21 protein-coding genes are annotated in these 24073 nt (G+C 61.8%); 11 read left to right on the plus strand and 10 right to left on the minus strand.

The features are described from left to right. Positions 1-3 precede the first annotated feature (3 nt). From AC3WKX_RS16645 to AC3WKX_RS16680, 8 genes are all read left to right on the plus strand, one after another. Positions 4-882, plus strand: a complete 879-nt coding sequence (locus AC3WKX_RS16645; protein ID WP_003210406.1) for a polysaccharide deacetylase family protein — start codon at positions 4-6, stop codon at positions 880-882. Between the two features lie 42 nt (positions 883-924). Beyond that, complete coding sequence (locus AC3WKX_RS16650; protein ID WP_003210404.1) at positions 925-2265, plus strand: MFS transporter; 1341 nt, start codon at positions 925-927, stop codon at positions 2263-2265. 12 nt (positions 2266-2277) lie between these two features. Continuing rightward, complete coding sequence (locus tag AC3WKX_RS16655) at positions 2278-3039, plus strand: SDR family NAD(P)-dependent oxidoreductase (RefSeq protein WP_003210402.1); 762 nt, start codon at positions 2278-2280, stop codon at positions 3037-3039. 73 nt (positions 3040-3112) lie between these two features. Further along, positions 3113-3862 carry an SDR family NAD(P)-dependent oxidoreductase gene (locus AC3WKX_RS16660; RefSeq protein ID WP_102605933.1) on the plus strand — a complete coding sequence of 250 codons (750 nt, stop codon included), beginning with the start codon at positions 3113-3115 and terminating at the stop codon, positions 3860-3862. Between the two features lie 13 nt (positions 3863-3875). Further along, the gene (locus AC3WKX_RS16665; RefSeq protein WP_003210398.1) at positions 3876-4169 is read left to right on the plus strand and encodes a hypothetical protein; all 294 of its coding nucleotides are present in this window, start codon (positions 3876-3878) and stop codon (positions 4167-4169) included. Positions 4170-4254: 85 nt separating this feature from the next. Beyond that, positions 4255-5229 carry a CobW family GTP-binding protein gene (locus tag AC3WKX_RS16670; RefSeq protein WP_102605932.1) on the plus strand — a complete coding sequence of 325 codons (975 nt, stop codon included), beginning with the start codon at positions 4255-4257 and terminating at the stop codon, positions 5227-5229. Beyond that, positions 5226-6401: an ABC transporter substrate-binding protein gene (locus AC3WKX_RS16675; RefSeq protein ID WP_102368164.1), complete on the plus strand. Its 1176-nt coding sequence runs from the start codon at positions 5226-5228 to the stop codon at positions 6399-6401. The genes AC3WKX_RS16670 and AC3WKX_RS16675 overlap by 4 nt, the downstream gene beginning before the upstream one ends. 201 nt (positions 6402-6602) lie before the next feature. Beyond that, positions 6603-8939 (plus strand): putative bifunctional diguanylate cyclase/phosphodiesterase, encoded by a 2337-nt coding sequence (locus AC3WKX_RS16680; RefSeq protein ID WP_008438502.1) that lies wholly within the window; start codon positions 6603-6605, stop codon positions 8937-8939. 30 nt (positions 8940-8969) lie between these two features. Here the strand turns inward: AC3WKX_RS16680 and AC3WKX_RS16685 are convergent, their stop codons facing one another. From AC3WKX_RS16685 to AC3WKX_RS16700, 4 genes are all read right to left on the minus strand, one after another. Then, on the minus strand, positions 8970-10394 hold the full coding sequence (locus tag AC3WKX_RS16685; RefSeq protein ID WP_008438501.1) for a pyridoxal phosphate-dependent decarboxylase family protein: 1425 nt from the start codon (positions 10392-10394) through the stop codon (positions 8970-8972). 34 nt (positions 10395-10428) lie between these two features. Continuing rightward, a complete protein-coding gene (locus tag AC3WKX_RS16690) occupies positions 10429-11286 on the minus strand; it encodes a 2OG-Fe(II) oxygenase (RefSeq protein ID WP_003210388.1) in 858 nt (285 codons plus the stop codon). Between the two features lie 244 nt (positions 11287-11530). Beyond that, positions 11531-13948, minus strand: coding sequence for a glucose/quinate/shikimate family membrane-bound PQQ-dependent dehydrogenase (locus AC3WKX_RS16695; protein WP_008438499.1), 2418 nt, complete (start codon positions 13946-13948; stop codon positions 11531-11533). 113 nt (positions 13949-14061) lie between these two features. Then, complete coding sequence (locus AC3WKX_RS16700; protein WP_102605931.1) at positions 14062-15399, minus strand: carbohydrate porin; 1338 nt, start codon at positions 15397-15399, stop codon at positions 14062-14064. 294 nt (positions 15400-15693) lie between these two features. Between AC3WKX_RS16700 and AC3WKX_RS16705 the strand changes: the two genes are divergently transcribed. Next, the gene (locus AC3WKX_RS16705; RefSeq protein WP_003210383.1) at positions 15694-15951 is read left to right on the plus strand and encodes a hypothetical protein; all 258 of its coding nucleotides are present in this window, start codon (positions 15694-15696) and stop codon (positions 15949-15951) included. Between the two features lies 1 nt (position 15952). Continuing rightward, complete coding sequence (locus AC3WKX_RS16710; RefSeq protein ID WP_102605930.1) at positions 15953-16336, plus strand: DUF1640 domain-containing protein; 384 nt, start codon at positions 15953-15955, stop codon at positions 16334-16336. A 44-nt stretch (positions 16337-16380) separates the two neighbouring features. Here the strand turns inward: AC3WKX_RS16710 and AC3WKX_RS16715 are convergent, their stop codons facing one another. Then, positions 16381-17631, minus strand: a complete 1251-nt coding sequence (locus tag AC3WKX_RS16715) for a 2-aminoadipate transaminase (RefSeq protein WP_102605929.1) — start codon at positions 17629-17631, stop codon at positions 16381-16383. A gap of 106 nt (positions 17632-17737) precedes the next feature. Further along, positions 17738-18634 carry a LysR substrate-binding domain-containing protein gene (locus AC3WKX_RS16720; RefSeq protein WP_102605928.1) on the minus strand — a complete coding sequence of 299 codons (897 nt, stop codon included), beginning with the start codon at positions 18632-18634 and terminating at the stop codon, positions 17738-17740. A 144-nt stretch (positions 18635-18778) separates the two neighbouring features. Here AC3WKX_RS16720 and AC3WKX_RS16725 point away from each other — a divergent pair, with 144 nt between their 5' ends. Further along, complete coding sequence (locus tag AC3WKX_RS16725) at positions 18779-19807, plus strand: amino acid ABC transporter substrate-binding protein (RefSeq protein WP_003210376.1); 1029 nt, start codon at positions 18779-18781, stop codon at positions 19805-19807. A 4-nt stretch (positions 19808-19811) separates the two neighbouring features. On the opposite strand, the gene AC3WKX_RS16730 is transcribed toward AC3WKX_RS16725, so the two are convergent. The 4 genes from AC3WKX_RS16730 to AC3WKX_RS16745 form a co-directional block, all read right to left on the minus strand. Further along, positions 19812-20825, minus strand: a complete 1014-nt coding sequence (locus tag AC3WKX_RS16730) for a sensor domain-containing diguanylate cyclase (RefSeq protein WP_102605927.1) — start codon at positions 20823-20825, stop codon at positions 19812-19814. Positions 20826-20962: 137 nt separating this feature from the next. Next, a complete protein-coding gene (locus tag AC3WKX_RS16735; protein ID WP_102605926.1) occupies positions 20963-22882 on the minus strand; it encodes an alkaline phosphatase D family protein in 1920 nt (639 codons plus the stop codon). Between the two features lie 137 nt (positions 22883-23019). Next, complete coding sequence (locus AC3WKX_RS16740; RefSeq protein WP_003210371.1) at positions 23020-23265, minus strand: hypothetical protein; 246 nt, start codon at positions 23263-23265, stop codon at positions 23020-23022. Then, positions 23255-24043, minus strand: coding sequence for an MlaA family lipoprotein (locus AC3WKX_RS16745; protein WP_003210369.1), 789 nt, complete (start codon positions 24041-24043; stop codon positions 23255-23257). The genes AC3WKX_RS16740 and AC3WKX_RS16745 overlap by 11 nt, the downstream gene beginning before the upstream one ends. Positions 24044-24073: the final 30 nt, after the last annotated feature.

Genomic DNA, 24073 nt, shown 5'->3' on the forward strand with positions numbered 1-24073 from the left:
ATCATGGCTAAAGACATCCTCTGTGCATTTGGCGTCGACGTCGACGCGGTCGCCGGCTGGCTCGGTTCCTATGGCGGCGAAGATTCCCCGGACGACATTTCCCGCGGCCTGTTCGCCGGTGAAATCGGTGCGCCACGCCTGCTCAAATTGTTCGAGCGCTACGGCCTGCGCACCACCTGGTTTATTCCCGGCCACTCGATGGAAACCTTCCCCGAGCAGATGAAGGCGGTGGCCGACGCCGGTCACGAAATCGGTGTGCACGGCTACAGCCACGAAAACCCGATTGCGATGACGGCCGAGCAGGAAGAAATCGTCCTCGACAAGTCCATCGAGCTGATCACCCAGGTCACCGGCAAACGCCCCACCGGCTACGTCGCGCCGTGGTGGGAATTCAGCAAGGTCACCAACGAACTGCTGCTGAAAAAAGGCATCAAGTACGACCACAGCCTGATGCACAACGACTTCCACCCGTACTACGTGCGCAAGGGCGACACCTGGACCAAGATCGACTACAGCCAGCACCCCGACACCTGGATGAAACCCCTGGTGCGCGGCGAAGAAACCGACCTGGTGGAGATTCCGGCCAACTGGTACCTCGACGACCTGCCGCCGATGATGTTCATCAAGAAAGCCCCCAACAGCCACGGCTTCGTCAACCCGCGTCACCTCGAAGAAATGTGGCGCGACCAGTTCGACTGGGTCTACCGCGAGCACGAACACGCGGTGTTCACCATGACCATCCACCCCGACGTGTCCGGCCGCCCGCAAGTGCTGCTGATGCTTGAGCGGCTGATCGAACACATCCAGAGCCATGCCGGCGTGCGCTTCGTCACCTTCGACGAAATCGCCGATGACTTTATCCGCCGCCAACCGCGTACCTGACACCCGTACCTAAACCCTGGCCAACCTCCCGAGGCGCGATTCATGTCTATCTACAACAAGCTTGATCTGACTGGCTGGAAACCCCGGCAACTGACGCCCAAGGAAGTGCGTTTCGCCACCTGGATCGCGTTTTTCGCCTGGGTGTTTGCGGTGTATGACTTCATCCTTTTCGGCACCTTGCTGCCGGAAATCGGGCGGCACTTTAACTGGGGTGAAGTGGAGCAGGCGGAGATTGCGACATGGGTGGCGGTAGGCACCGCCGTGGTCGCGCTGGCCATCGGTCCGATCGTGGACAAACTGGGTCGGCGCAAAGGGATTATTTTCACTGTGGCCGGTTCGGCGATCTGCTCGGCGCTCACCGCCATTGGCGGCGCGTGGGGCAAGTCGTCGTTGATCCTGATCCGTTCGCTGGGAGGCCTGGGTTATGCCGAGGAAACCGTCAACGCGACTTACTTGAGCGAGCTGTACGCGGCTTCCGATGATCCAAAATTGGCCAAGCGTCGCGGCTTTATCTACAGCCTGGTGCAGGGCGGCTGGCCGGTGGGCGCGTTGATCGCGGCGGGTTTGACCGCGCTGTTGCTGCCGGTGATTGGCTGGCAGGGGTGCTTCGTGTTTGCGGCGATCCCGGCGATTGTGATCGCGGTCATGGCGCGCAAGCTCAAGGAAAGCCCGCAGTTCCAGATTCACCAGCGTATCAGCGAGCTGCGTAAAAGCGGCGCGGTGAAGGAAGCGCAAAACGTCGCCGTGACCTACGGCGTGGACTATGACGAACACAGCAAGGCCGGCCTCAAGGCCGCATTCCGTGGCCCGGCCCGCCGTGCAACCCTGGTGATCGGTGCGGCGCTGCTGCTCAACTGGGCGGCGATCCAGGTGTTCAGCGTGCTGGGTACGTCGGTGATCGTCAGCGTGCACCACATCTCGTTCGAGAACTCGCTGATCATCCTCGTGCTGTCGAACCTGGTGGGCTACTGCGGCTACCTCAGCCACGGCTGGATGGGCGACAAGATCGGCCGGCGCAATGTCATCGGCCTGGGCTGGATGCTCGGCGGGCTGTCGTTTGCCGGGATGCTGTTTGGCCCGAGCAACATGGCGATGGTGGTGGGGCTGTACAGCCTGGGCCTGTTCTTCCTGATCGGGCCGTACTCGGCGGCGCTGTTTTTCATCAGTGAAAGTTTCCCCACCAGCATCCGGGCTACCGGTGGCGCGATCATCCATGCCATGGGGCCGATTGGTGCGGTGGTCGCCGGGTTCGGCGCGACCCAGGTGTTGTCGGCCGGGAGTGACTGGCAGACCGCTGCGCTGTGGTTTGGCGCAGTGCCGTGCTTCCTCTCCGGTGCGTTGATGTTTGCCGCGCGCCATGTGCGTCCGGAAACCGTCCAGTAAGGAGTTGATTCGATGAGTCGTAAAGTTGCATTGATTACCGGTGCCGCCAGCGGCATCGGCCAGGCCCTCGCGGTGGCGTATGCCCGCAGCGGCGTGGCGGTGGTGGGTGGGTATTACCCGGCCGATCCCCATGACCCGCATCACACGGTTGCGCTGGTGGAAGAGGCGGGCGGTGAATGCCTGATGTTGCCGCTGGACGTGGGCGATACAACCTCTGTGGATAACCTGGCGGCGCAGGCGGTCCAGCACTTCGGTCGCCTCGATTACGCGGTGGCCAACGCCGGTTTGTTACGCCGTGCGCCACTGCTGGAAATGACCGACGAGCTGTGGAACGAGATGCTCAACGTCGACCTGACCGGGGTGATGCGCACCTTCCGGGCGGCAACCCGGCACATGCATGAAGGCGGTGCGCTGGTGGCGATTTCGTCGATTGCCGGTGGCGTGTATGGCTGGCAGGAGCACGCGCACTATGCGGCGGCCAAGGCCGGTGTGCCGGGGTTGTGTCGGTCGCTGGCGGTGGAATTGGCGCCGTTGGGGATTCGTTGCAACGCGGTGATTCCGGGGTTGATCGAGACGCCCCAGTCGCTGGACGCGAAGAACTCCCTCGGGCCGGAAGGGCTGGCGAAAGCGGCGCGGGCGATTCCGCTGGGCCGGGTCGGGCGGGCGGATGAAGTGGCGTCCCTGGTGCGGTTTTTGACCAGTGAGGAGTCGAGCTACCTGACCGGGCAGAGCATTGTGATTGATGGTGGCTTGACCGTGCGCTGGCCGGACTAACCCCCAGTTTTAAGCCGGACTCGCTCCCACATTTTTGACCGCGTTCGCCGTTTGATTATTTCAGGAGTTCACCATGCCCCAACTCGCTAACCGCCGTGCCGTGATCACTGGTGCCGGCAGCGGCATCGGCGCCGCCATCGCCCGTGCCTACGCCGTCGAAGGCGCGCACCTGTTGCTGGCCGACCGCGATGCCGCCACCCTCGCCGAAACCGCCATCACCTGCCGCAACCTCGGCGCCGAAGTCCTCGAATGCGTGGCCGATGTCGGCACCGTCGACGGCGCCCAGGCCAGCGTCGATGCCTGCGTCACCCACTACGGCGGCATCGACATCCTGGTCAACAACGCCGGCATGCTGACCCAGGCCCGTTGCGTCGACCTGACCCTGGACATGTGGAACGACATGCTGCGCGTCGACCTCACCAGCGTGTTCGTCGCCAGCCAGCGCGCCTTGCCTCACATGATCGCCCAGCGCTGGGGCCGGATCATCAATGTCGCCTCGCAACTGGGGATCAAGGGCGGCGCCGAGTTGACGCACTATGCGGCGGCCAAGGCCGGGGTGATCGGCTTCACTAAATCCCTGGCCCTGGAAGTGGCCAAGGACAACGTACTGGTCAACGCCATCGCACCCGGGCCCATCGAAACGCCATTGGTAGGCGGCATCAGCGACACCTGGAAACGCGCCAAGGCCGCCGAGTTGCCCCTGGGTCGTTTCGGCCTGGCGGACGAAGTCGCGCCGACTGCCGTGCTGCTGGCCAGCGAGCCGGGCGGCAATCTGTTCGTCGGCCAGACCCTTGGCCCGAACTCCGGCGACGTCATGCCATGAGCGGGTATTAAGCATGTGCGGACTCTGCGGCCTGTTGGGCGAAGACCTGCACTGGAGCGACCCTTTGGGCGATGAATTGCCGCGCCGACGCGAACGTCTGCGCCGAATCGCGGCGATCAACCAGGTGCTGGCGGTGTTCCGGCTCAAGGTCGAAGACTTCCAGGGCGCGTCCTATCTGCTGCTGGGCGCCACCGGCAAACAGGAACTGGCCAGCGGCCTGGATCAATTGTGGCAGGCGGCAGAGACCATGCTCGGTCGACCGCTGGACCCGTTGGACCCGCGCCTGCTCGATCATCTGGAACTGTAGGAGCCCGGCTTGCCGGCGATGGCGTCCTTGATATCGCCATCGCCGGCAAGCCGGACTCCTGCAGGGGCATCATTGAGGTAGAACTATGAGCATCGCGCTAAACGTCATCACCGGCTTCCTCGGCAGCGGCAAGACCACCTTGCTCAAGCGCCTGCTGCAAGGTGAAAGCCTCGGCGACACAGCGTTGCTGATCAATGAGTTCGGCGACGTCGGCATCGACCACCTGCTGGTGGAGGAAGTCGCGCCCGACACCGTACTGCTGCCCAGCGGCTGCGTGTGCTGTTCGATTCGCGGCGAGTTGAAAGACGCCTTGCTCGGCCTGTTGCAGCGTCGTGAGCGGGGCGAGATTCCGCCCTTCAAGCGGGTGATCCTGGAAACCACCGGCCTGGCCGACCCGGCGCCAATCCTCGCCACGTTGAACAACGACGTGCAACTGCGCGGGCGCTTTCATATCGGCCTGGTGGTGACGCTGGTGGACGCCAGCCACGCCGCCCTGCAAGAGCGCCTGCACCCGGAATGGCTGGCGCAAGTGGCCGCTGCCGATCGCCTGCTGTTGAGCAAGACCGACCTCGTCGAAGACTGTGGCCCGTTGCGCTTGCACTTGCAGGCACTGAACGCCGGCACGCCGATCCTCAATACCTGCGATATCGACAGCGGTGAACAACTGCTGCTTGGCGAAGGCCTGCGCAGTGCCGAGCCCGCTGCAGAAGTCCGCCGCTGGAAACTCCATCAAACCACCGCCGCCAACCACGGCGCTGCGCAAGTCTGTTGCCTGACCTTCGATCAGCCACTGGATTGGGTCGGTTTCGGGGTCTGGTTATCGATGCTGTTAAGATGCCACGGCGAACGTATTCTTCGCGTCAAAGGACTGCTCAACGTGAACGCCAGTAACGCTCCCATCGTCATTCATGGCGTGCAGCATTGCCTGCATGCCCCGGTTCACCTGCCTGCCTGGCCGGGGACCGATCGGCAATCGCGCCTGGTGTTTATCCTGCGCGGGCTCGACCCGACTCTGCTGCGGCGCTCCTTTGAAGTGTTCTCCAGAAGGTTCGCCGCATGATCACGCTTCGCGTCCTCGGCACCTCGGTGACCTTGCTCGAAACCTTGCGTGTGCGAGCGGAAAAAGAGCTGGGCATTCGCCTGGTGTACCAGGTGCATGATGTCGAGCAGGCCCAGCGCATTGCGGTGATGCAGCCTGACAGCTACGACCTCTACGACCAGTGGTTTCACAACGTCGACTTCGTGTGGCCGGCGCGGGCGATCCAGCCGATCGACACCCGGCGCATTGCGCTGTGGCACGAGATCAACGACCTGCCCAAGCGCGGACGCTTGTCCGCCAACGACCGTCTGGGCAGCGGCAGTGTGCCCAGCGAGCGCCTCTTCGTGCAGCACGACGGCAGCCTCGGCAGCACCGTCACCGAACGCATCAGCATGCTGCCCCTGACCCACAACGCCGACAGTTTCGCCTACCGCCCCGAGCGCTTGCCCGAAGGGTTCAACCGCGGCAACGAGAGTTGGGGCTGGTTGCTGGACCCGGCCTGGGGCGCACGCACTGCGTTGCAGAGCGACGCCGCCATCGGCGCCCTGGACGCGGCGCTGGCCGTGCAAGGCGCGGGCCTCGCGAGCTTCAAGGACATCGGCAACATGAGCATCGAAGAGATCGATGTACTGGCCGATATCCTGGTGCGTAAACAGAAGGAAGGCCACTTCGCGGCGTTCTGGTCCGATGACGAGGAAGCCGCGCAACTGATGCTCAGCCCGAGCATCGATATCCAGAGCCTGTGGTCACCGACCCTGATGCGCCTGCATCGGGCCGGAGTCAAATACCGCCTGGCGGTGCCCCGTGAAGGCTATCGCGCCTGGTTCGGCGGGTTGTCGCTGTCGCGCCATGCCAAGGGCCCGGTGCTGGATGCGGCCTATGCCTACCTCAACTGGTGGCTGTCCGGCTGGCCGGGTGCGGTGATGGCGCGCCAGGGTTATTACATCGGCAACCCGGCTCGCAGCCGTGATCACCTGAGCAGTGCCGAATGGGACTACTGGTACGCCGGGCTGCCCGCTCGGGAAGAGCTGTTGGGCAGCGATGGCTTGCCGCTGATCGATGTGGGTGACGTGCGCGACGGCGGTTCCTATGAACAGCGCATGGGGCATATCGCGGTGTGGAACTCGGTGATGGATGAGCACAACTATCTCGTGCGGCGTTGGGGGGACTTCATGCGGGCGCGAACGTCGTAACGGCAGCCTGTCGCCAAATTAATGACATATAAACTCCCGTATTTATTGGGTGCACTTCTTCTCTTGCGCAGCTAATCTGGATAATTCAAATATCCCTGTAAAAAGGATATTTATTTGACGCCGGTTCAGCTGTCGCGAGGGACGCGTATGACGAAGGGACGTTTCGGCTGGAGGGGGCAGGCGCTGCCAGAGGGCAACAGAATGAGGTGGCGCCATACGTTTCAAACCCGGATTGCCGGGGTGCTGGCGCTGCTGTTGCTGGTGGTCGTGGCGGCGGTGTATTTCGCGGTGAAGACCGCCACCAATCGCGCCGTGGAAAACCAGGCCCAGGTGCAGCTGGAAACCGGCAGCCAGGTGTTCGAACGCCTGCTCGACCTGCGTGGCCGGCGCCTGCAATACGGCTTGAACTGGCTGACGGCGGACCTGCCGTTTCGCCAGGCTGTCGCCGATGGCGAGCCCGACGCGATTCTCGCGACCCTGCGCCGGCATGGTACCGGCCTGAGTTCCAGCGAGGTATTTGTGCTGGGGCTCGACGGCCGCGTGATGGTCAGCACGTTACCGGCGCTGACGTCCGGCCAGGCCTTTCCCTATAACGATGCCTTGCGCCAGGCCCGGCGCAGCGGCCTGCAAATGTTGATCGTGGCCCTGGATGGCCGGCCTTTCCTGCTGGTGCAACAGGAAGTCGTCGACCCCGCGCCGATCGCCCGTGTCGCCATGGGCTTTCCCATGGACGAAATCTTTGCCAGTGAATTGCGCTCCATGAGCAACCTGGAAGTGTCGTTCATCAGCGCGCAGCATGGTCAGCCCGGCGAATTGTTCAGTACTCAGCCCGAGGCGCTACAGGCCTCGATTGCCAGCGACCTGCAGGGCGCGTACATCACTCCGGTGGCGCAATTGAACCTGTTCCACGGCCAGCGCTATCTCAGCCAGGTGCTGCCGTTGGGCAACACGGCAGACGGTGGCGAGGTCCGGGTGCTGCTGCAAAGCCCGCTGGACCACGCCCTTGAATCCTTCGCGCCGCTGGACCGGCAATTTCTCGCGATCGCCCTGGTGGTGCTGCTGGTGTCGCTCGCGGGTGCGTTGTTTCTGGCGCGGCGGGTTTCACGCCCACTCAATGCGTTGGTGCAGGCGGCCGAACGCATCGGGGCCGGTGACTACCGCACACCGGTACAGGTGCGCAGCCACGATGAATTCGGCCTGCTGGCCCAGGCCTTCAACGCCATGCAAACCGGGATCGCGGTACGCGAGCGACAACTGGCCCACAACGCCTTGCACGACCCGCTCACCGGCCTGCCTAACCGCGCGCTGGCCATGGAGCGCCTGGGCAGCGCCATCAGCGCTGGCCGGCCGGTGGTGTTGCTGTACCTGGGGATTGAAAACTACCGGGTGATCAACGAAGGCTACGGCCCGGAAGGCGTGGAAGAAATGCTCCGCGAAGCCAGCCGCTGCCTGCTGTCGAGCCTGTCGGCCAGCGACACCGCCGCGCGCATCACCGGCAGCGAGTTTTTGCTGCTGCTGGAAAACACTGCGATCGACCGCGCGGTGGCCCTGGCTGACCGCTTGTATGGGCTGCTCACCGAACCCCAGCGCATTGGTGGCGATGAATTGCGCCACGAAGTGAGCATCGGCATCGCCGCCTACCCGGCCGACGGCCAGCAGGTTGAAGAGCTGATCAGCCGCGCCGCGATTGCCCGCCACGATGCGGCAGCGTTCCCGGGTTACTTACAGATCTACCAGCAGGACCGCGACCTCGCCCATCAACGCCAGATCAGCCTGATTCGTGACCTGCGCCGGGCGCCGACGGAGGGCGAGTTGTACCTGTGTTACCAGCCCAAGCTCGACCTGCACCATGGCCATGTGCGCCAGGCCGAAGCGCTGTTGCGCTGGCAGCACCCGACCCTGGGCCTGGTGTCGCCGGCCGAGTTCATTCCCCTGGCCGAGCGCACCGGCAGCATGGGCAGCCTGACCCAGTGGGTGATCGAAGAAGCCATTCGCCAACTGGCCGAGTGGGCGGTGCGCGGGTTGGAGGTGCAGTTGTCGGTGAACATCTCGGTGGATGACCTCGCCGATGACGGCCTGGCCCCGCGGGTGACCGAGTTGCTGGCGCACTACCGGGTATCGGCCCGGCAACTGATTTTCGAAATCACCGAAAGCGCGATCATGCACAACCCGGCCCAGGCCCTCAGCGTGCTGGAGCAACTGCGCGCTTGTGGCATCAGCCTGTCGGTGGATGACTTCGGCACCGGCTATTCATCCCTGGCGCAACTGCAACGCCTGCCGGTGCAGGAATTGAAGATCGACCAGTCGTTTGTGCGCAACCTCGACAGCACTTCCGGCGACGGCGTGATCGTGCGCTCGACCATCGAAATGAGCCACAACCTGGGGCTCAAGGTGGTGGCCGAAGGGGTGGAGTTCGAGCCCAGCCTCAAGCTGCTCAAGCTCTGGAAGTGCGACACGGCCCAGGGCTATCTGATCAGCCGGCCGTTGAATGCCATGGCGTTTGAGATGTGGATGCGCCGCGAGCGCGTGCCGGTCTAGGGCGTCGGTGGCTGCACCGACGCCGGTCTTTCAGTGTTCCACCGTTGCATCGACCAGGCTTTGCAACCGTTCCCACAAGCCTTCGACGTGGTGGCGCTCCGTCCCCAGCGCGCCAATGGACACGCGTACCATCCAGCGCTCGTCGAGCACGGCGGGAGTGACGTAGGCGCTGCCTGAATGGTTGAGCTTTTCCGCCCAGGCCCGGGTGTAGTTATCCAGCGCCTCACCATCAAGGCCTGGTGGCTCGTGGCGAATGCACAAGGTTTGCAGGGTGACGGCGGCTACCAGTTTCCAGTGTTTGCTGCCTTCAATCTGTTCTGCCAGCCAGCGGGCATTCGCCAGGTCACGCCGCAGCCGGGCCTGCAGGCCGCTGACGCCTTGCTCGCGGATCAGGAACCACAGCTTCAGCGCGCGGAACCGGCTGCCCAGGGAGATCCGCCAGTCGCGGTAGTTCCTGACCTGGCCGTCAGCCTTGGACTGTAGATAGCTGGGGTTGGTGGTCATGATGCGAATCAAGTGCTCGGGGTCGCGTACAAAGTACACCGAGCAATCAAACGCCGCCCCCAGCCATTTGTGAGGGTTGAGGACCAGCGAGTCGGCGTTCTCGATGCCGTGCCACAGCGCGCGGCATTCCGGGAGGATCATCGCGGCCCCGGCCATGGCTGAGTCGACATGCAACCACAGGCCGTGGCGTTGCGTCAGGGCGCCGATGGCTTCCAGGGGGTCGATGGCCATGGCTGCCGTTGTGCCGGTGGTCGCAATCACCACACAGGGTCTGTTCCCGGCAGCCAGGTCTTGTTCGATTGCCCGCTCCAATGCATGCGGTGACATTGCATTGTGTTCGTCGGTTGCCACGGTACGGATATTGTTCTGGCCGAACCCCGCCAGGATCGCGGCCTTGTTCACTGAACTATGGGCGTGGGCCGAGGTGTAGACGATCAAGGGGGCGCCGCTGTTTTGCAGGCCATCGTGCATCAGCGCGTAGTGGGAGCTGCGTTCGCGGGCGCTGATCAGCGCCACCAGGGTGGAGGTCGAGGCCGAGTCCTGGATCACTCCGCTCCAGTTGGCGCTCAGGCCGATCATGTCGCGCAGCCAATCGGTGGTGACTTCCTCGATTTCGGTCAGGGCCGGGCTCGATTGCCACGACAATCCCACTACGCCCAGGCCGGTACTCAAGCAATCGCCGAGGACGGAGGACAGTTCCACATTCGACGGGAAGAACCCGAAGAAGCTTGGATGCTGCCAATGCAACAGACCGGGCATGATCAGTGTTTCGACGTCGCCCATGATCTGTTCGAACGGTTCGGCTGTCTCAGGCGGGCTGGCCGGCAATGCGGACCTGATTTCGCCCGGGGCCGTGGTGGGTTGCACACCGCGTTGCTCGATGTTTTGTCGATAGTCTGCAATCAGGTCGATCATGGCGTGGCCATGTCGGCGGAATTCTTCAGGTGTCATATCAGGGTGTCCGTCAGGAAGAGAAATAAAGGCGTTAGCACCAGAAGTAAAACGGCTGGCCAGTGGTATAGCCGATAAACGACTGGATGCTGATGCGCTTGCCTGAATCGAAACCGCAAATGGCATGGGGACGGCGAGTATTGATAATCACCAGTTCGTTTTTCTGCGGCTGGATGCGCAGCGGTTTTTGCAAACGATCTTCGGGCAGTTCCGCCCCTTCGAAACGGATGACCTCGTCGTAGGTAAACGCCTCGGTATCCCAAATGACCAGTTCACCTCCGGAAGGTGGTACTTCGAGGTAAATATTCGCGCTGAATTGATGTTCCAGTTCGGCAATCGACAAGGGCAGGCAATCGACATGGGGGACTGTTTCGGAGAGGTGGGCTGTCTCCGGGAACATGGCGCGGATAATGCCGCAGAACATCGGCTGGCCCTGGAACGCCGCGGTTGTCGCACCTTCTGGCCACACCTGCCGGATATGCTCCATCAGTAGATGGATGGGTGGTTTGCGCGGGGCACAGAGGTCATCGATCACGCAGCGCATGTGGGTGGCGTCTGCGTAGTATTTCTGTTGCGAATAGCTGTCTGCGGCCTTGCCGTAGGTGGAGTTGAACGGTGTTCCCCAGCGATGGACACCATAGAAATGCTGGACAACTTTTCCGTGCTCATAGGTCTCGTGGTTATATTCCTGGAGCGTCGCCGTTTCGTTGATATGTTTATTTAGTACTTCGCTGGTTTGTTCATTCGCGTAGTCAGGTACCCGGATGGCAAGTATTTCTCCGCGAATAAGTTTTTCCAGGCTGAGTGTGTCGAGTTGCTCGAGCGCCAGGATCCCGGGCACCTGGCTATGCGGGACTGCAGGTATTGATTCAACGCTGTTGAGGTCCGTCATGATGAAAACTCCATGTTAGTTACAGCACGTCATATAGATAACGTTTGTTTGGCTGGGGATTTACTGGCGACAGTGAGCGTCGGATGGCGCAGGGCCAAAGTTGAGGGAAAGACTTTTGGGGAGGTATAGGACTTTTCCGAGTAAACTTTTAAATACATCGGCGCTATCGGATCGCTTTATTTCACGCATAAAAAAAGGCGGCTACCCACTTAGGTAGCCGCCTTTTTCTTACTGCCGGTTTTGCTTAATCCGGCAGTTTGAACGCCATCACATAGTCACCCTGCTTGGTGCCCAGGGAACCATGACCGCCGGCCATGACCAGCACGTACTGCTTGCCGTCCTTGCCGGTGTAGGTCATTGGTGTGGTTTGCGCGCCTGCTGGCAGGCGGCCTTCCCACAACTGCTTGCCGTTTTTCACGTCATAGGCACGCAGGTACTGGTCAAGGGTACCGCTGAGGAAGGACACGCCACCGGCGGTGGTGAAAGTCCCGCCCAGGCTTGGCACGCCCATGGTCAGTGGAATCGGAACCGGCGAGCTGTCACGCACGGTGCCGTTCTTGTGCATCCAGATGGTCTGGTGGTTGGTCAGGTCGACCGCGGCCACATAACCCCACGCCGGCGCCTGGCACGGCAGGCCCAGTGGCGACAGCATGGCTTCGAGGATCACACCGTACGGCGCGCCTTTGTTCGGCTGCACGCCTTCGGTTTCGCTGACACGCGGACCTTGCTTGGCAATGTCGGCGGCCGGGATCAGTTTCGATTTGAACGCCATGTAGCTTGGGTTCACGAACGCGATCTGGCGAACCGGGTCGACGGAAATGCCACCCCAGTCGAACACGCCGAAGTTACCTGGGTAAACGATCGAGCCCTGCAGCGACGGCGGGGTGAACGGACCGTCGTAGCGCATGGATTTGAAGTCAATCCGGCACAGCATCTGGTCGAACGGCGTCACGCCCCACATGTCACGCTCCTTGAGGGGCGGTGGCATGAAGTTCAGGTCGGACTTCGGTTGGGTCGGTGCGGTGTGATCGCCGGCCACTGCGCCTTGCGGTACAGGGATTTCATTGATCGGCACTACAGGCTGACCGTTCGAGCGGTCGATCACGTAGATGCTGCCTTGCTTGGTCGACGCCATCACCGCTTGCTTCACGCCGTCAGCGGTCTTGATGTCGATCAGCGAAGGCTGGCCGCCCACGTCCATGTCCCACAGGTCATGGTGAGTGAACTGGAAGGTCCACTTCACGTGGCCGCTGTCGATGTCCAGGGCAGTCAGGCCGGCGCTGTACTTCTCGGAGTCCGGAGTCCGGTCGCCGCCGTACTGGTCGGGCATCTGGTTACCCATCGGCAGGTAGAGCATGCCGAGTTTTTCGTCCACCGCGAACATCGACCACATGTTTGGCGAGTTGCGGGTGTAAGTCTTGCCCTCGGCCAACGGGGTGGTGTCGTCCGGGTTGCCGCTGTCCCAGTTCCACACCAGCTTGCCGGTGTGCACGTCGAACGCACGGATCACGCCGCTAGGCTCGTCGGTGGAGACGTTGTCGGTCACGTGACCGCCGATTACCACCAGGTTCTTGGTGACGGCCGGTGGCGAGGTGGAGTAGTAACCGCCCGGGGCGAAGGTGCCGATGTTGGCACGCAAGTCGATCTGGCCTTTGTCACCGAAGTCTTCGCACATCTTGCCGGTGTCGGCGTTCAGGGCGATCAGACGGGTGTCGGCGGTAGGGACGAAGATGCGTTTCGGGCAGGCATTCGGCGCGGCGGCCGGGCTGGCGCTGCCAGTCGGGCTCTGTTCCGAGGCATAGACCGCGTCATCGTGATACGACACGCCACGGCAGGTCATGTGCGCCCAACCCTTGAAGTTGGCAGCACCTTCGCTGCTGATCTTCGGGTCGAAACGCCAGATTTCCTTGCCGGTGTCCGGGTCCAGGGCAATCACCTGGCTGTGAGGCGTGCACACGTAGAGCATGCCGTTGACTTTCAGCGGGGTGTTTTCCGCGGTGGTTTCACCGGGATCGCCTGGGCCAGGGATGTCGCCCGTACGGAAGGTCCAGGCTGGAACCAGCTTGTGGGCGTTTTCCGGAGTGATCTGTGCGAGTGGCGAGTAACGATCACCGAAGGCCGAACGGCCATAGGAGTTCCAGTCACCATCAGCCTGGGCCGGCGCAGTGCTGGCCATGCCCGGTACCGCATCGCGGTCCAGCTGGCCTTTCTTGACCATGGCGCCCGGGTCGGTGAATTGGCTGGCCAATGCAGCGGCGCCGGCCAGTACGACGGCGACGCTCAGCGCGCCAGTGCCCAGCGGCGAGGCTTGGCCACGCAGCAACGGACGGCGGAACCACGGGAGCAGCATGACGATGCCGAGGGCAAACAGCAGGGCCAGGCGCGGTACCAGTTGCCACCAGTCCAGGCCGACTTCCCACAGCGCCCATACGGTGCTGGCAAACAGCACCAGTGCGTACAAGCCCAGCGCCGCACGGCGTGTAGCCAGCAGCAACAGGCCTGTGACGGTGATGCCGAGACCGGCCAGCAGGTAATACAGCGACCCGCCGAGCATGCTCAGCTTGATCCCCCCGGCCAACAAGGCCAGGCCCATTATCAGCAGCAAGATCCCCAGCAGCCTGGGCAGCAGGCGACTTGGACTTGAAGCACCATCAGTGCTCATAGTGTGGTTCTCCGTTACGTTTTGAATTGATTGCGCACAGTTCACTGTAGATGACGTTCCGGCGCAGGCTTGGTTCAGGGCTAATTCGTTTTCTTCAGAATTTACTTACACCGTCAGAATGAGCTTTGCAGCTTGATCCCGCCGATGAGCGCGTCATCCACCTGGGCCACGGCTCCGGGGTGACGGATGTATTGCAGATTCGGGCGCACCGTCAGCCACTGGGTGACATGGATGCCGTAATAGAGCTCAGCGCTGTATTCCGTGTGTTGAATCGGCAGGTAGGATGGGTCATCGAAGTCGTATACCGCGTGGGCCTGGTTGCTTGCCTCGGCATTCTTGCGGTAGGCCGGGTTGACGTGCACCCGGGCCACGGCGAAACCGATATCGTCCTTGGCGCGAGCGTCGAACAGGCCCTTGTAGACCACGCCGGCTTGCACGTAGTTATCCACAGCGTTGGTTTTCTTGTCGTGCATCGTGCCGTTGGCGAACACGTTCAAGCCCCGCGAATGGTCGCTGGCCAGGCTGGTGACTTGCTGCTGCACCCCCAGCCACACCCCGTGCTTGCTGGAGGCGCTGCGATAGGCCTCGCCGCTGAGGGCTGCCGGCTGGTCGTTGCGGTCTTTGTACACATCGCTGGCCTTGGCGCTGCTGTAGTAATAGCCGGCGCGGTATTCGCCGGGCAGGCCGTTCAACGTAGGCGTCCATACCAGTTCAACCGGGAGCAGGGCGCCTTGGGTGCCGCTGCCGCTGAGCTTGAAGCCATTGCCGCGATCGAGGTTGGACGGGTTCTGTTCGTAGGCGCCGACCTGGGCGTACAACTCGGGCGTCAGGTGATATTTGACCCGCAACGCCCACTGGCTCACCGGCCAGTTGTACCAGATGCTGCCAACCCAGTTACCGACCTGCGAGCCGCAGAATGCGAGGTTCTGGAAGTCGCAGGGGAAGCTGTTGAAGTCTTCACCTTCGCCAAAGCGCCCGGCCTTGATGTCGAGCTTCTGGTCGAAGAATTTCTGCTGATACCACATCTGCGTCAGGCGCCAGGTCTGGCCACGGCCCCAGACTTCCTGGGACGAGGTAAAACCGCCCACACGCGGATCGTTGACCCGGTCATTGGTGATGTTGTTGCCGCTGCGCTCGGTTACCGTCAACTGGAACTCGGCGTCGTGCCAGCCGAGGATCTTCTGCAGATCCAGGTGCGTGCCCAGGCCGAATTGGTCGCTGTAGCGCGCAGTGCGGTCGTGATCCGAGCCGCCGTGCAGGTTGCTGCCCATTTCGCCGGTGTAGTCGAATTTGAAGTCGTAGCCTTGTTGAGACAGCGCTGTCCGAGTGCCGCCGAAATCACCCAGCATCCACGGTGATTCAGCGTCAAAGGCAGGTGCGGCCTGGGCACAGTTGATCAGGCCGAACGGTAACAGCGCAGCGCACAGGCGCAGGTTTGGGAAAGCAGGCATAGGCAAAATGGGGTCTTAATATTTTATGGTTTTGAAACGCAAACAGCGGCCTGGCGCGTTCGCACAAGGGCGTTGAACACGGGCGGTCGATGGTTTGGTGGAATGATGAAACGTTTCAGTTTGTTGCTGACAAGGATAAAGCCCTGGCGCGGGGAGAGAAAGGGCTAAACGGAAGATGGATTCTTTCGGAATTGGTAATAGTGCGCTGGATCGTCGGATTTGGTAGCAATCTGTGCGTTGGTTTGTGTTTGAGGGCGTGGTTATCTGCGTCACCAAAACAGATGGGGGGTCGACATGGAAGGCGACGACAACGTAGGTGAGGCAAAGGCCGTAACAGCCGGGGAACTAGTCATTATTCTCGGTCAGTATCACAGTGCAATTGCTAGGCTCGGCTCCGGCATCATTAGCTTGTCCGGTGCGCTCAAACATAGTGAAGACGTGGATGTAAAACAGGCGGCAGATGAAGCATGGGTGAAGCTGAATGAGTTTATCGACTGCATGGAAGGTGTAGCTGATGGACTGAATGCTTTGACCCAAAAGAAGGAGGCCTGAAATGGCGAATGACCTCAAGGATAATGTGAGCTATCTTCGCCAGGAGTACCGTCAAGGTTCGTCATCAGGCTACGACCGCAAAGGCGGCGCAGGCGGTGGGGGCAACGGAGGAGAAAACGATTTGGAAAAGCGTATTTCACAAGTTGAGGCAAGATTGGAGCGCGTCGAGACGAAGCTGGATGGCATGCAGGAGCACATGGCCACCAAGTCCGATCTGATGCAGACCAAAATCGACCTGCTCGAAGCAACCTCCAGGTTGAATCTCTCAATCGCCAATTTCAGAACGGATATGCAATCGTTGGAAACCCGACTGCTGAAATGGTTTGTCGGAACAGCTGGCGCCTTGTCTGCCATCGCCTTTGGCGTCGCCCGACTCGTCCACTGACGTTTTCCGTTCGAAGCCCGGCTTCCCGCCGGGCTTTCTGGTTTTTAAGCCAACTTCGCCAAACACTCTTCAAGAATATCCAGCCCTTCCTCCAGCACCGCCGCTTCAATCGTCAACGGCGCCAGCAGGCGGATGATATGCCGCGATTTGCCGCTGGGCATCAGCAACAAACCCGCCTCGCGGGCCAGTGCCAGCAGCTGGGTCAGTTGTTGTGGCGCCGGGCTGCCGTCGGCGTTGGCCAGTTCGATGCCACGCATGGCGCCCACGCCGGTCAAGCGGCCGAGGTAGGGGGAGAGCCTTTTCGAACACCATGATTCATAGCGACTGATGATCGCTTCTTCCTGCTGCGTGCCCCAACCTTGCAGGTGCTCGTCCGTCATTTCATCCAGGGTGGCCAAGGCCGCCGCGCAGGCAATCGGGTTACCGGAGTAGGTGCCGCCGAGGCCGCCTTTGGGCAGGTTGTCGAGCAATGTCTTGCGACCCACCACCGCACCCAACGGCACACCGCCGGCGATGCTTTTGCCCAGCAGGATCAGGTCCGGTTCGATGCCCAGGCGTGAGAAGGCGAAGCGCTGGCCGGTGCGGCCGAAGCCGGACTGGATTTCATCGGCAATCAACAGGATGTTTTTCTCATCGCAGAAGCGTCGCAGGGCCTGGGCAAATTCCACGTCCAGCGCCAGGAAACCACCTTCGCCCTGCACGGGTTCGATGATGAAACAGGCCACGTCGTCGACGTCGATTTCCACGCTGAACAGGCGGTCCATCGCCTTGAGTGCTTCGCCGCAGGTCACGCCGTTGTCGCGGCTGGGGTAGGGCAGGTGGAACACCGGCCCCGGCAATACGCCGACTTTTTGCTTGTAGGGTGCGACCTTGCCGTTGAGATTGAGCGTCGCCAGCGTGCGCCCATGAAACGCACCGTCAAAGGCGATGACGGCGGTGCGGCCAGTGGCGCCGCGGACAATTTTCAGGGCGTTTTCCGCCGCTTCCGCACCACTGTTGGTGAGCATGCCACTGACCGGGTAATCCACCGGGATGAATGCGGTAAGACGGTCCATCAGTTCGATGTAGGGCGCGTGAGGCGCAGCATTGAAGGCGTAGTGGGTGAGCCTGGTGGCCTGGTCGCGGATCGCCTCCACCACACGCGGGTGGCAGTGGCCCAGGTTGAGCACGCCGATGCCGCCGACGAAATCGATGAAGCGCTTGCCGGTGGTGTCCCAGACTTCGGCGTTCCGGCCATGGCTGAGACTGATGGGGTGGACGATGGAAATCGACTGGCTGATGGTTTCGCGGCTCATGGATCCGGGACTCAAGAATAGGATGCGTCCTTTTATCTAAGCCGTGAGCCGCCTTGCCCCGCAAACGAAATAAAGTCGCCGGGTCATTATTAAAAGTCGGGATGTGCTATGGCGAGGGAGCAAGCTCCTTCGCCACATCCACCATCCAGTTCAGGAACGCCTTCACTTTCGGGATCTCCCCGGCATGTTCGGCATGGGCGATAAAGTGCGCGCCGGCACTCGGCATTCTGTAATCCCAGGGGATCATCAGGCTGGCGTTCGCCAATTCCTCGGCCACCAGATACTGCGGCACCAACGCCACGCCGTACCCCGATTGCGCGGCGCGGATGCACATGTAGAACGTGTCGAAACGCGGCCCGTGGTAGCTGTTTTGCGAGTGCAGGCCCTGTTCCAGAAACCACTCGTGCCAGGCTTCCGGGCGCGAGGTGCATTGCAGCAAGGTGTGGCGGGACGAGGCGTCGCTGCCAGCGGCAACAAACCCGGGGGCACAGACCGGCACCACGGCTTCGCGAAACAACTCGATGCAAGTTGCCCCCGGCCACGCTCCCTGGCCGAAGAAAAACGCGATATCCGCCTTGGCCTGCAACACGTCGAACGGCTCCAGTTCGTTGCGCACGTCCAGGTGGATATTGGGATGGCGCGCGGCAAAATCCTTGAGCTTGGGCACCAGCCAGCGGTCACCGAAGGTCGGCTGGGTGGCGATGCGCAGCACTTCGGTCTCGCCACCGTAGGTGAGGATGTAGCGGCTGGAAATATCTACCTGGTTGAGGATCTTGCGTACTTCCTCCAGGTACAGCGAGCCCGCCGGCGACAGGTACAAGCGCTGGCGCACTCGCTGGAACAGCGGGTGGCAGAGCATCTCTTCGAGCTGTGCCACCTGCTTGCTCACCGCGCTCTGGGTCAGGTGCAGTTCTTCGGCAGCGCGGGTGAAACTCAGGTGGCGGGCGGCGGCTTCGAAGCACTGCAGGGCGGTCATCGAAGGGGTCAAGCGTTTCGAGATCATGAGAAGTTCATTCCAAATCGGAAGGAGCCTTTGCCTAAACGTCGTTTGTGGCCAAGGTGTAAAGCCGTTGATACTGACCGGCAACACTATAAACGGCGCGGGTTTGTGGCGCCGAATAATAAAGACCGACAGGGAGCGCCTTGCATGAAGCACATGAAATCCACGTTGGCGGCATTCACCGCCGCAGCATTACTGGGACTGGCAGGGAGCGCCCACGCAGGGGCGACCCTGGATGCGATCCAGAAGAAGGGTTTTATCCAGTGTGGGGTCAGTGATGGGTTGCCGGGTTTTGGCGTGCCGGACGCCAACGGCAAGATGACCGGCATTGATGTGGACGTGTGCCACGCCGTCGCCGCAGCACTCTTTGGTGACGCGTCGAAAGTGAAGTTCAGCCAGTTGACCGCCAAGGAGCGTTTCACTGCGTTGCAATCCGGCGAGATCGACCTGATTTCCCGCAACACCACCTGGACCAGTTCCCGTGACGCGGGCATGGGCATGGTGTTCACCGGCGTGACCTACTACGACGGCATCGGGTTCCTGGTGAACACCAAGCTCGGTGTGAAGAGCGCCAAGGACCTGGACGGCGCGACCATCTGCATCCAGGCCGGCACCACCACCGAGCTGAACGTCTCGGATTACTTCCGCGCCAACGGCCTGAAGTACACGCCGATTACCTTCGATACTGCTGACGAAAGTGCCAAGGGCCTCGAAGCGGGCCGCTGCGACGTGCTTACCACCGACCAGTCGGGGCTGTACGCCCAGCGGATCAAGATGGCTCACCCGGATGAGTTCGTCGTATTGCCTGAAGTCATTTCCAAGGAGCCATTGGGCCCGCTGGTGCGCAAGGGCGACGACGAGTGGTTCAGCATCGTCAAGTGGACGTTGTTCGCCATGCTCAATGCCGAGGAAATGGGCATCACTTCGCAGAACGTTGAAGAGCAAGCCAAGTCCAGCAAGAACCCGGACGTCGCCCGTTTGCTCGGCGCAGACGGTGACTACGGCAAGGACCTGAAACTGCGCAAGGACTGGGTCGTGCAGATCGTCAAGCAAGTGGGCAACTACAGCGAGGTGTTCGAGCGCAACATCGGCCAGGGCAGCGTGCTGAAGATCAAGCGCGGCCTTAATGCCCTGTGGAGCAACGGCGGGATCCAGTACGCGCCGCCGGTTCGCTGAGGTTTCACGAAGAAACCGTGTCCTTGCCCGCCGCCTTGGAGCGATACAACGCCTGATCGGCCCTGGCCATCAGGCAGGCGGGTGACTCATCGTTGCGTCGCTCTACCACGCCGAGGCTCAACGTCACCTTGAAGCTGCCCACGGCGGGCAAGTCCTTGAGCGCACAGCGCATCCGCTCGGCCAATTCCCGCGCGGTCTCCAACGTGCTTTTGGGCACGATGACCATGAATTCATCGCCGCCCCAGCGGGCCAGCAAGTCGCCGTGGCGAATGCAGGCCTCCAGGCATTCCACCACGCGCACCAGGGTTTCATCGCCTACGGCATGGCCGTGCTGATCGTTGATGGGCTTGAAGTCGTCAATGTCCATGGCGATCAGCGACAGCGGCAGGCGAAACCGTTGGGCGCGAGCGCACTCTTCCAGCAGGACGCGTTCAAGGCGGTAACGATTGGCCACGCGAGTCAAGGCGTCGCGTTCGGCCAGGGAGCGATTCTCGTCCAGTTGCAACTGCAGTTGTTGATTGACCCGCGACAGCTCGCGGGTGCGCTCGGCCACCAGGGCTTCAAGGGATTGATTGCGGCGCTCCAGCTGTTCGATGGACTGTTTGCGCGCCTGGATACTGCGGTGGGCGCCGACCATGCGTGCCACCGAGCCGTCGCTGTTACGTGCGATCACGTAGCCGCGGTCTTCGATCCACAGGTAGGAGCCGTCTTTCTTGCGGCAGCGGTATTCGGCTTGATAGTGAGTGGTGCGGCGGTTGATGTAGTTATCAAACAGCACCATCACTTGGGGATAGTCATCGGGATGAATCACGTTTTCCCAGGTGAATACGCTGTTTTCCAGGGAGTGATGGGCATAGCCGAGCATTTCGTACCAGCCGGGGTTGCGGTAGACGAACCCGGTGTTGGCGTTCCAGTCCCAGATCCCGTCGCTGACCAGCTCCATGATGGCATGCAGCATGTCGGCGTTAAGGTCGCAAAAGTCCTTCCTTGACGGTTCGCTGCCGGATGTATCGTCCATTGCGCACTCCCTGCGTGGACTGGCTCCTGGGGCCAGCCAAAATTGATGCCGATACTCCGTGGCTGGCGGTACTGTACAACGGCGCCTTGGCGCTTAGAAGGGGGTCTTTGGTCTAGTGAGAATGTGGCTAAAAGCCACTACTTGCTTGGGTTCAGCTTCTGATCAGGCGCCGCCATCCTGGTCCTGGGCGCCCCATTGGCATTGTGCTGATAAATCGCCTCAGGCTGCCCCTGCCGGTTAAAAAACACCTGCCCGATCCCGGCAGAATTCCAGAGCCGTTCGCCCGCTTCAGCGTGTTCCGGAATATGCGGCACTACCTGCATGAGTCGGCGACGGGTGAACCAGTTCAGCGGTGAGCGCGGTGAGTAGAGCCATCGATTGAGACGGTCGAACCATTCCAGCAAGCGCGGCGGGAATTCGTTCTTGATGCCGCTGCTGGTGATCTGCCAGATTTTTGGACCGGCATTGCGGTGGCGAATCAGCACTTCATAGACGAACGAGTAGTGCACGTCTCCCGAGAGGATCACATAGTTGCCCGGTGTGCGGGAGTGACGAAAGATGTTGAGGATCACCTGTGCCGCGCCGCGATGGGCCATCCAGTTTTCCGCGTCCACCAACAGCGGGTAGCCGCACCAGCTGAAGGCCTTCTGCACGGTTTCGATCAGCTTGACGCCGAAGATCGGCGCCGGTGAAACGATGATCGCGCAAGGGTGATCCAGCAGCTCCTGTTGCAGTTCGCTCAGTGCTTCCCAGTCCAGCAGGCCGGAGGGTTGCTTGAGGTTGAACTCGCTGCGCCAGCGCCGGGTACGGGTGTCGAGCACTACCAGTGCGGGGGTGGTGGGCAGCACGTAATGCCATTGCTGGAACTTCAGCAGGTCATCCACCAGCTCATCTTGAGCGTCAGGCTGCAGGTAGTTGTCGTGGGCCTGTGTGGTGAGCGCCAGGGTTTTGCCGATCACCGTATCGAACGCATCCGGGTTATTGCCCCAGCCCTGGCACAGCATGTAGGCCAGCAGTGCGTTGCCGATGATGCGCTTGGAGAACGGATGCCCGTAGGCGGTTTCTTCCCATTGGGCGCTGAGGTTCCAGTCGTCGGTGATGTCGTGATCGTCGAAGATCATCAGGCAGGAGAGGTGGGCGAACACCCTGGCCACGCCACCCAGGCCGTCACGGAACGTGTCGATCTGCACTTGCTCGTGCCCATAGCGTACGTGCCCTTCGGCGCGCAGTTGCGGCGCTTGCGGGGTGATCAGCTGCCACGGTACGGGCGACCACGCCAGCAGGTACATCGCCATGACTTCGGCAAAAGTCACCAGGTGGTTGTCGGCGCTGCTGCTGGTGAAAATAGGCTTCTTCACCCCGCCAAAAAAACGCTCGCGCAGGGTCTCGTTGCTCTTCAGGGCGGGCAACAGGTCGGCTCGATGGTAGTAGCTGGCGGCATGCTCATAAAGCGCGGCGCTGTTGTCGACGACGGCACCGTCGAGGTGTTCGTCGAACAGGCCGAGGCGCGTGATCAGCGCATGAATGGCCCGCAGCATCGGCCCCGCGACATCGTCGGCGTAGACCTGGTCGCCACTCATCATTAACAAGGCCGGGCGTTCCTCCAGGGTGTTCGATGCGGCCAGCAGCCGGTCGACACACAGCAAACCGTCGGCTGCGCTGTGATGGGGCTTGCGGCAGGAACCGTGGACCAATTGGTGGATGCGGCTGTGCAGGACGAAATGCGGGCCTTGTGCGCCCGGGTAGAGCAGGTGCGGCGCCCATTCGGCGATACCGGCACGGTTTACCAGCAGGTCGTAGCCGATGCTCACGTCCTGGGGCAGGGCTTCCGCCAGCGGTACGTCGATCAGGTGGATAAAGGCCTGGCGCCCGACGGGCACCACCTTGCATTGGCTGGCGTCCAACTCGATATCGAGCGCCGCGCCTTGGGCGACTTGCAGCCTCAGGGTCAATGCCAGGGGACGACTTCCCACCAGCCACATCACCAGGCGCCGCGGTTCCAGGCGTCGCAGCAACGGGCCGGCGAGTACAGCGAGAAGTGTGTCGGGGTGAGGCATCAAGGCAACGGCTCTGGGCAAGGTTGGGCCGAAAAGGTAACGCATTGAATGTCAGCGTTTTGTTAAGGCGCGATACCCGGGCGAGCGGCAAATTACCCGGCGCCCACTGGCCCGGGCTATAAACCTTTCATCTCAAATCATGACTGCGTGGCGCAGGTCTCGCCTTCGGCAATCATCCAGCGCAGCACTTCGGCCAGGGCCACACTGTGCTGGCGCTCGACCCAGCGCACACCCTGCGGGCTGTACCGTTCGACATAGCGGCTCAGCACCAGGCGGCCCTGCTCCGACGACAGGCTCAGGCGGGTCTCCCGGCAGAGCAGGGCGCTGGTCCCGCGTTTACGAACCTGACGTTGCAGGACCAGTGAGCTTGATTCAGAAATCATCGCCGGCTCCCTGTGCACAATTATCGGCCTGAGGCGACGTCGCCCCCTGCTTGCCCTCCAGCACAAAGGCCGCGCGGTGTTCGGCCACCACGTTACGCAAGGCACTGTAGTAGTCCGGCAGCTTTTGCAGGCTGTCGGTCAGCGGCAGCAACGAGGCGCGCGTGTCCACTGTGCCACCCACCAGGCTGATGGTGCCCAGGGTTTGCACGGTATCGCTGTCGCCCAGCGGCGCCACCAGGAAGTTCAGGACCTTGCCCGCCGCATCGCGGCTGTTGCCGGTGCCCAGCAACGGCAGTTCGACAATCGGTCCGTTGCCAATCCCCCACACGCCAAAGGTCTGGCCGAAGTCGGCGGTGTGGCGAGGGATGCCCAGCGGGTCCGAGACATCAATCAAGCCGACGATCCCCACGGTGGTGTTCACCGCAAAACGTCCCAGGGTGTTGATCGAGCGCCGTGGGTTGCCTTGCAGCAGGTCGTTGATGAAGACCTTGGGCTCGCTGAAGTTGCTGGCGAAGTTATGCACACCCTGCTGGAAAAACTCCGGCATGTATCGGTAGCCTCGGGCTACAGGCGCCAGGGCGTAGTCATCCACCGCGCGGTTGAAGGCGAACACGCCCCGGTTGACTGGTTCGGCGGGGTCATACACCGGGTAGGAAACCTGTGCGCAGCGTGTGGTACTCGTTACGTTGGCCGGGCTCGCGCAGCCTGTGAGGTAAGACACAGTCAGCAACAACACCGCCTGGCGAGCCAGGTGCTGGGGGTACGTCAGCGAGCGCATGGGGTCAGTCTCCGGGAAAAGGAAGCCGAT

This window comes from Pseudomonas sp. GP01-A4, from assembly GCF_058780865.1.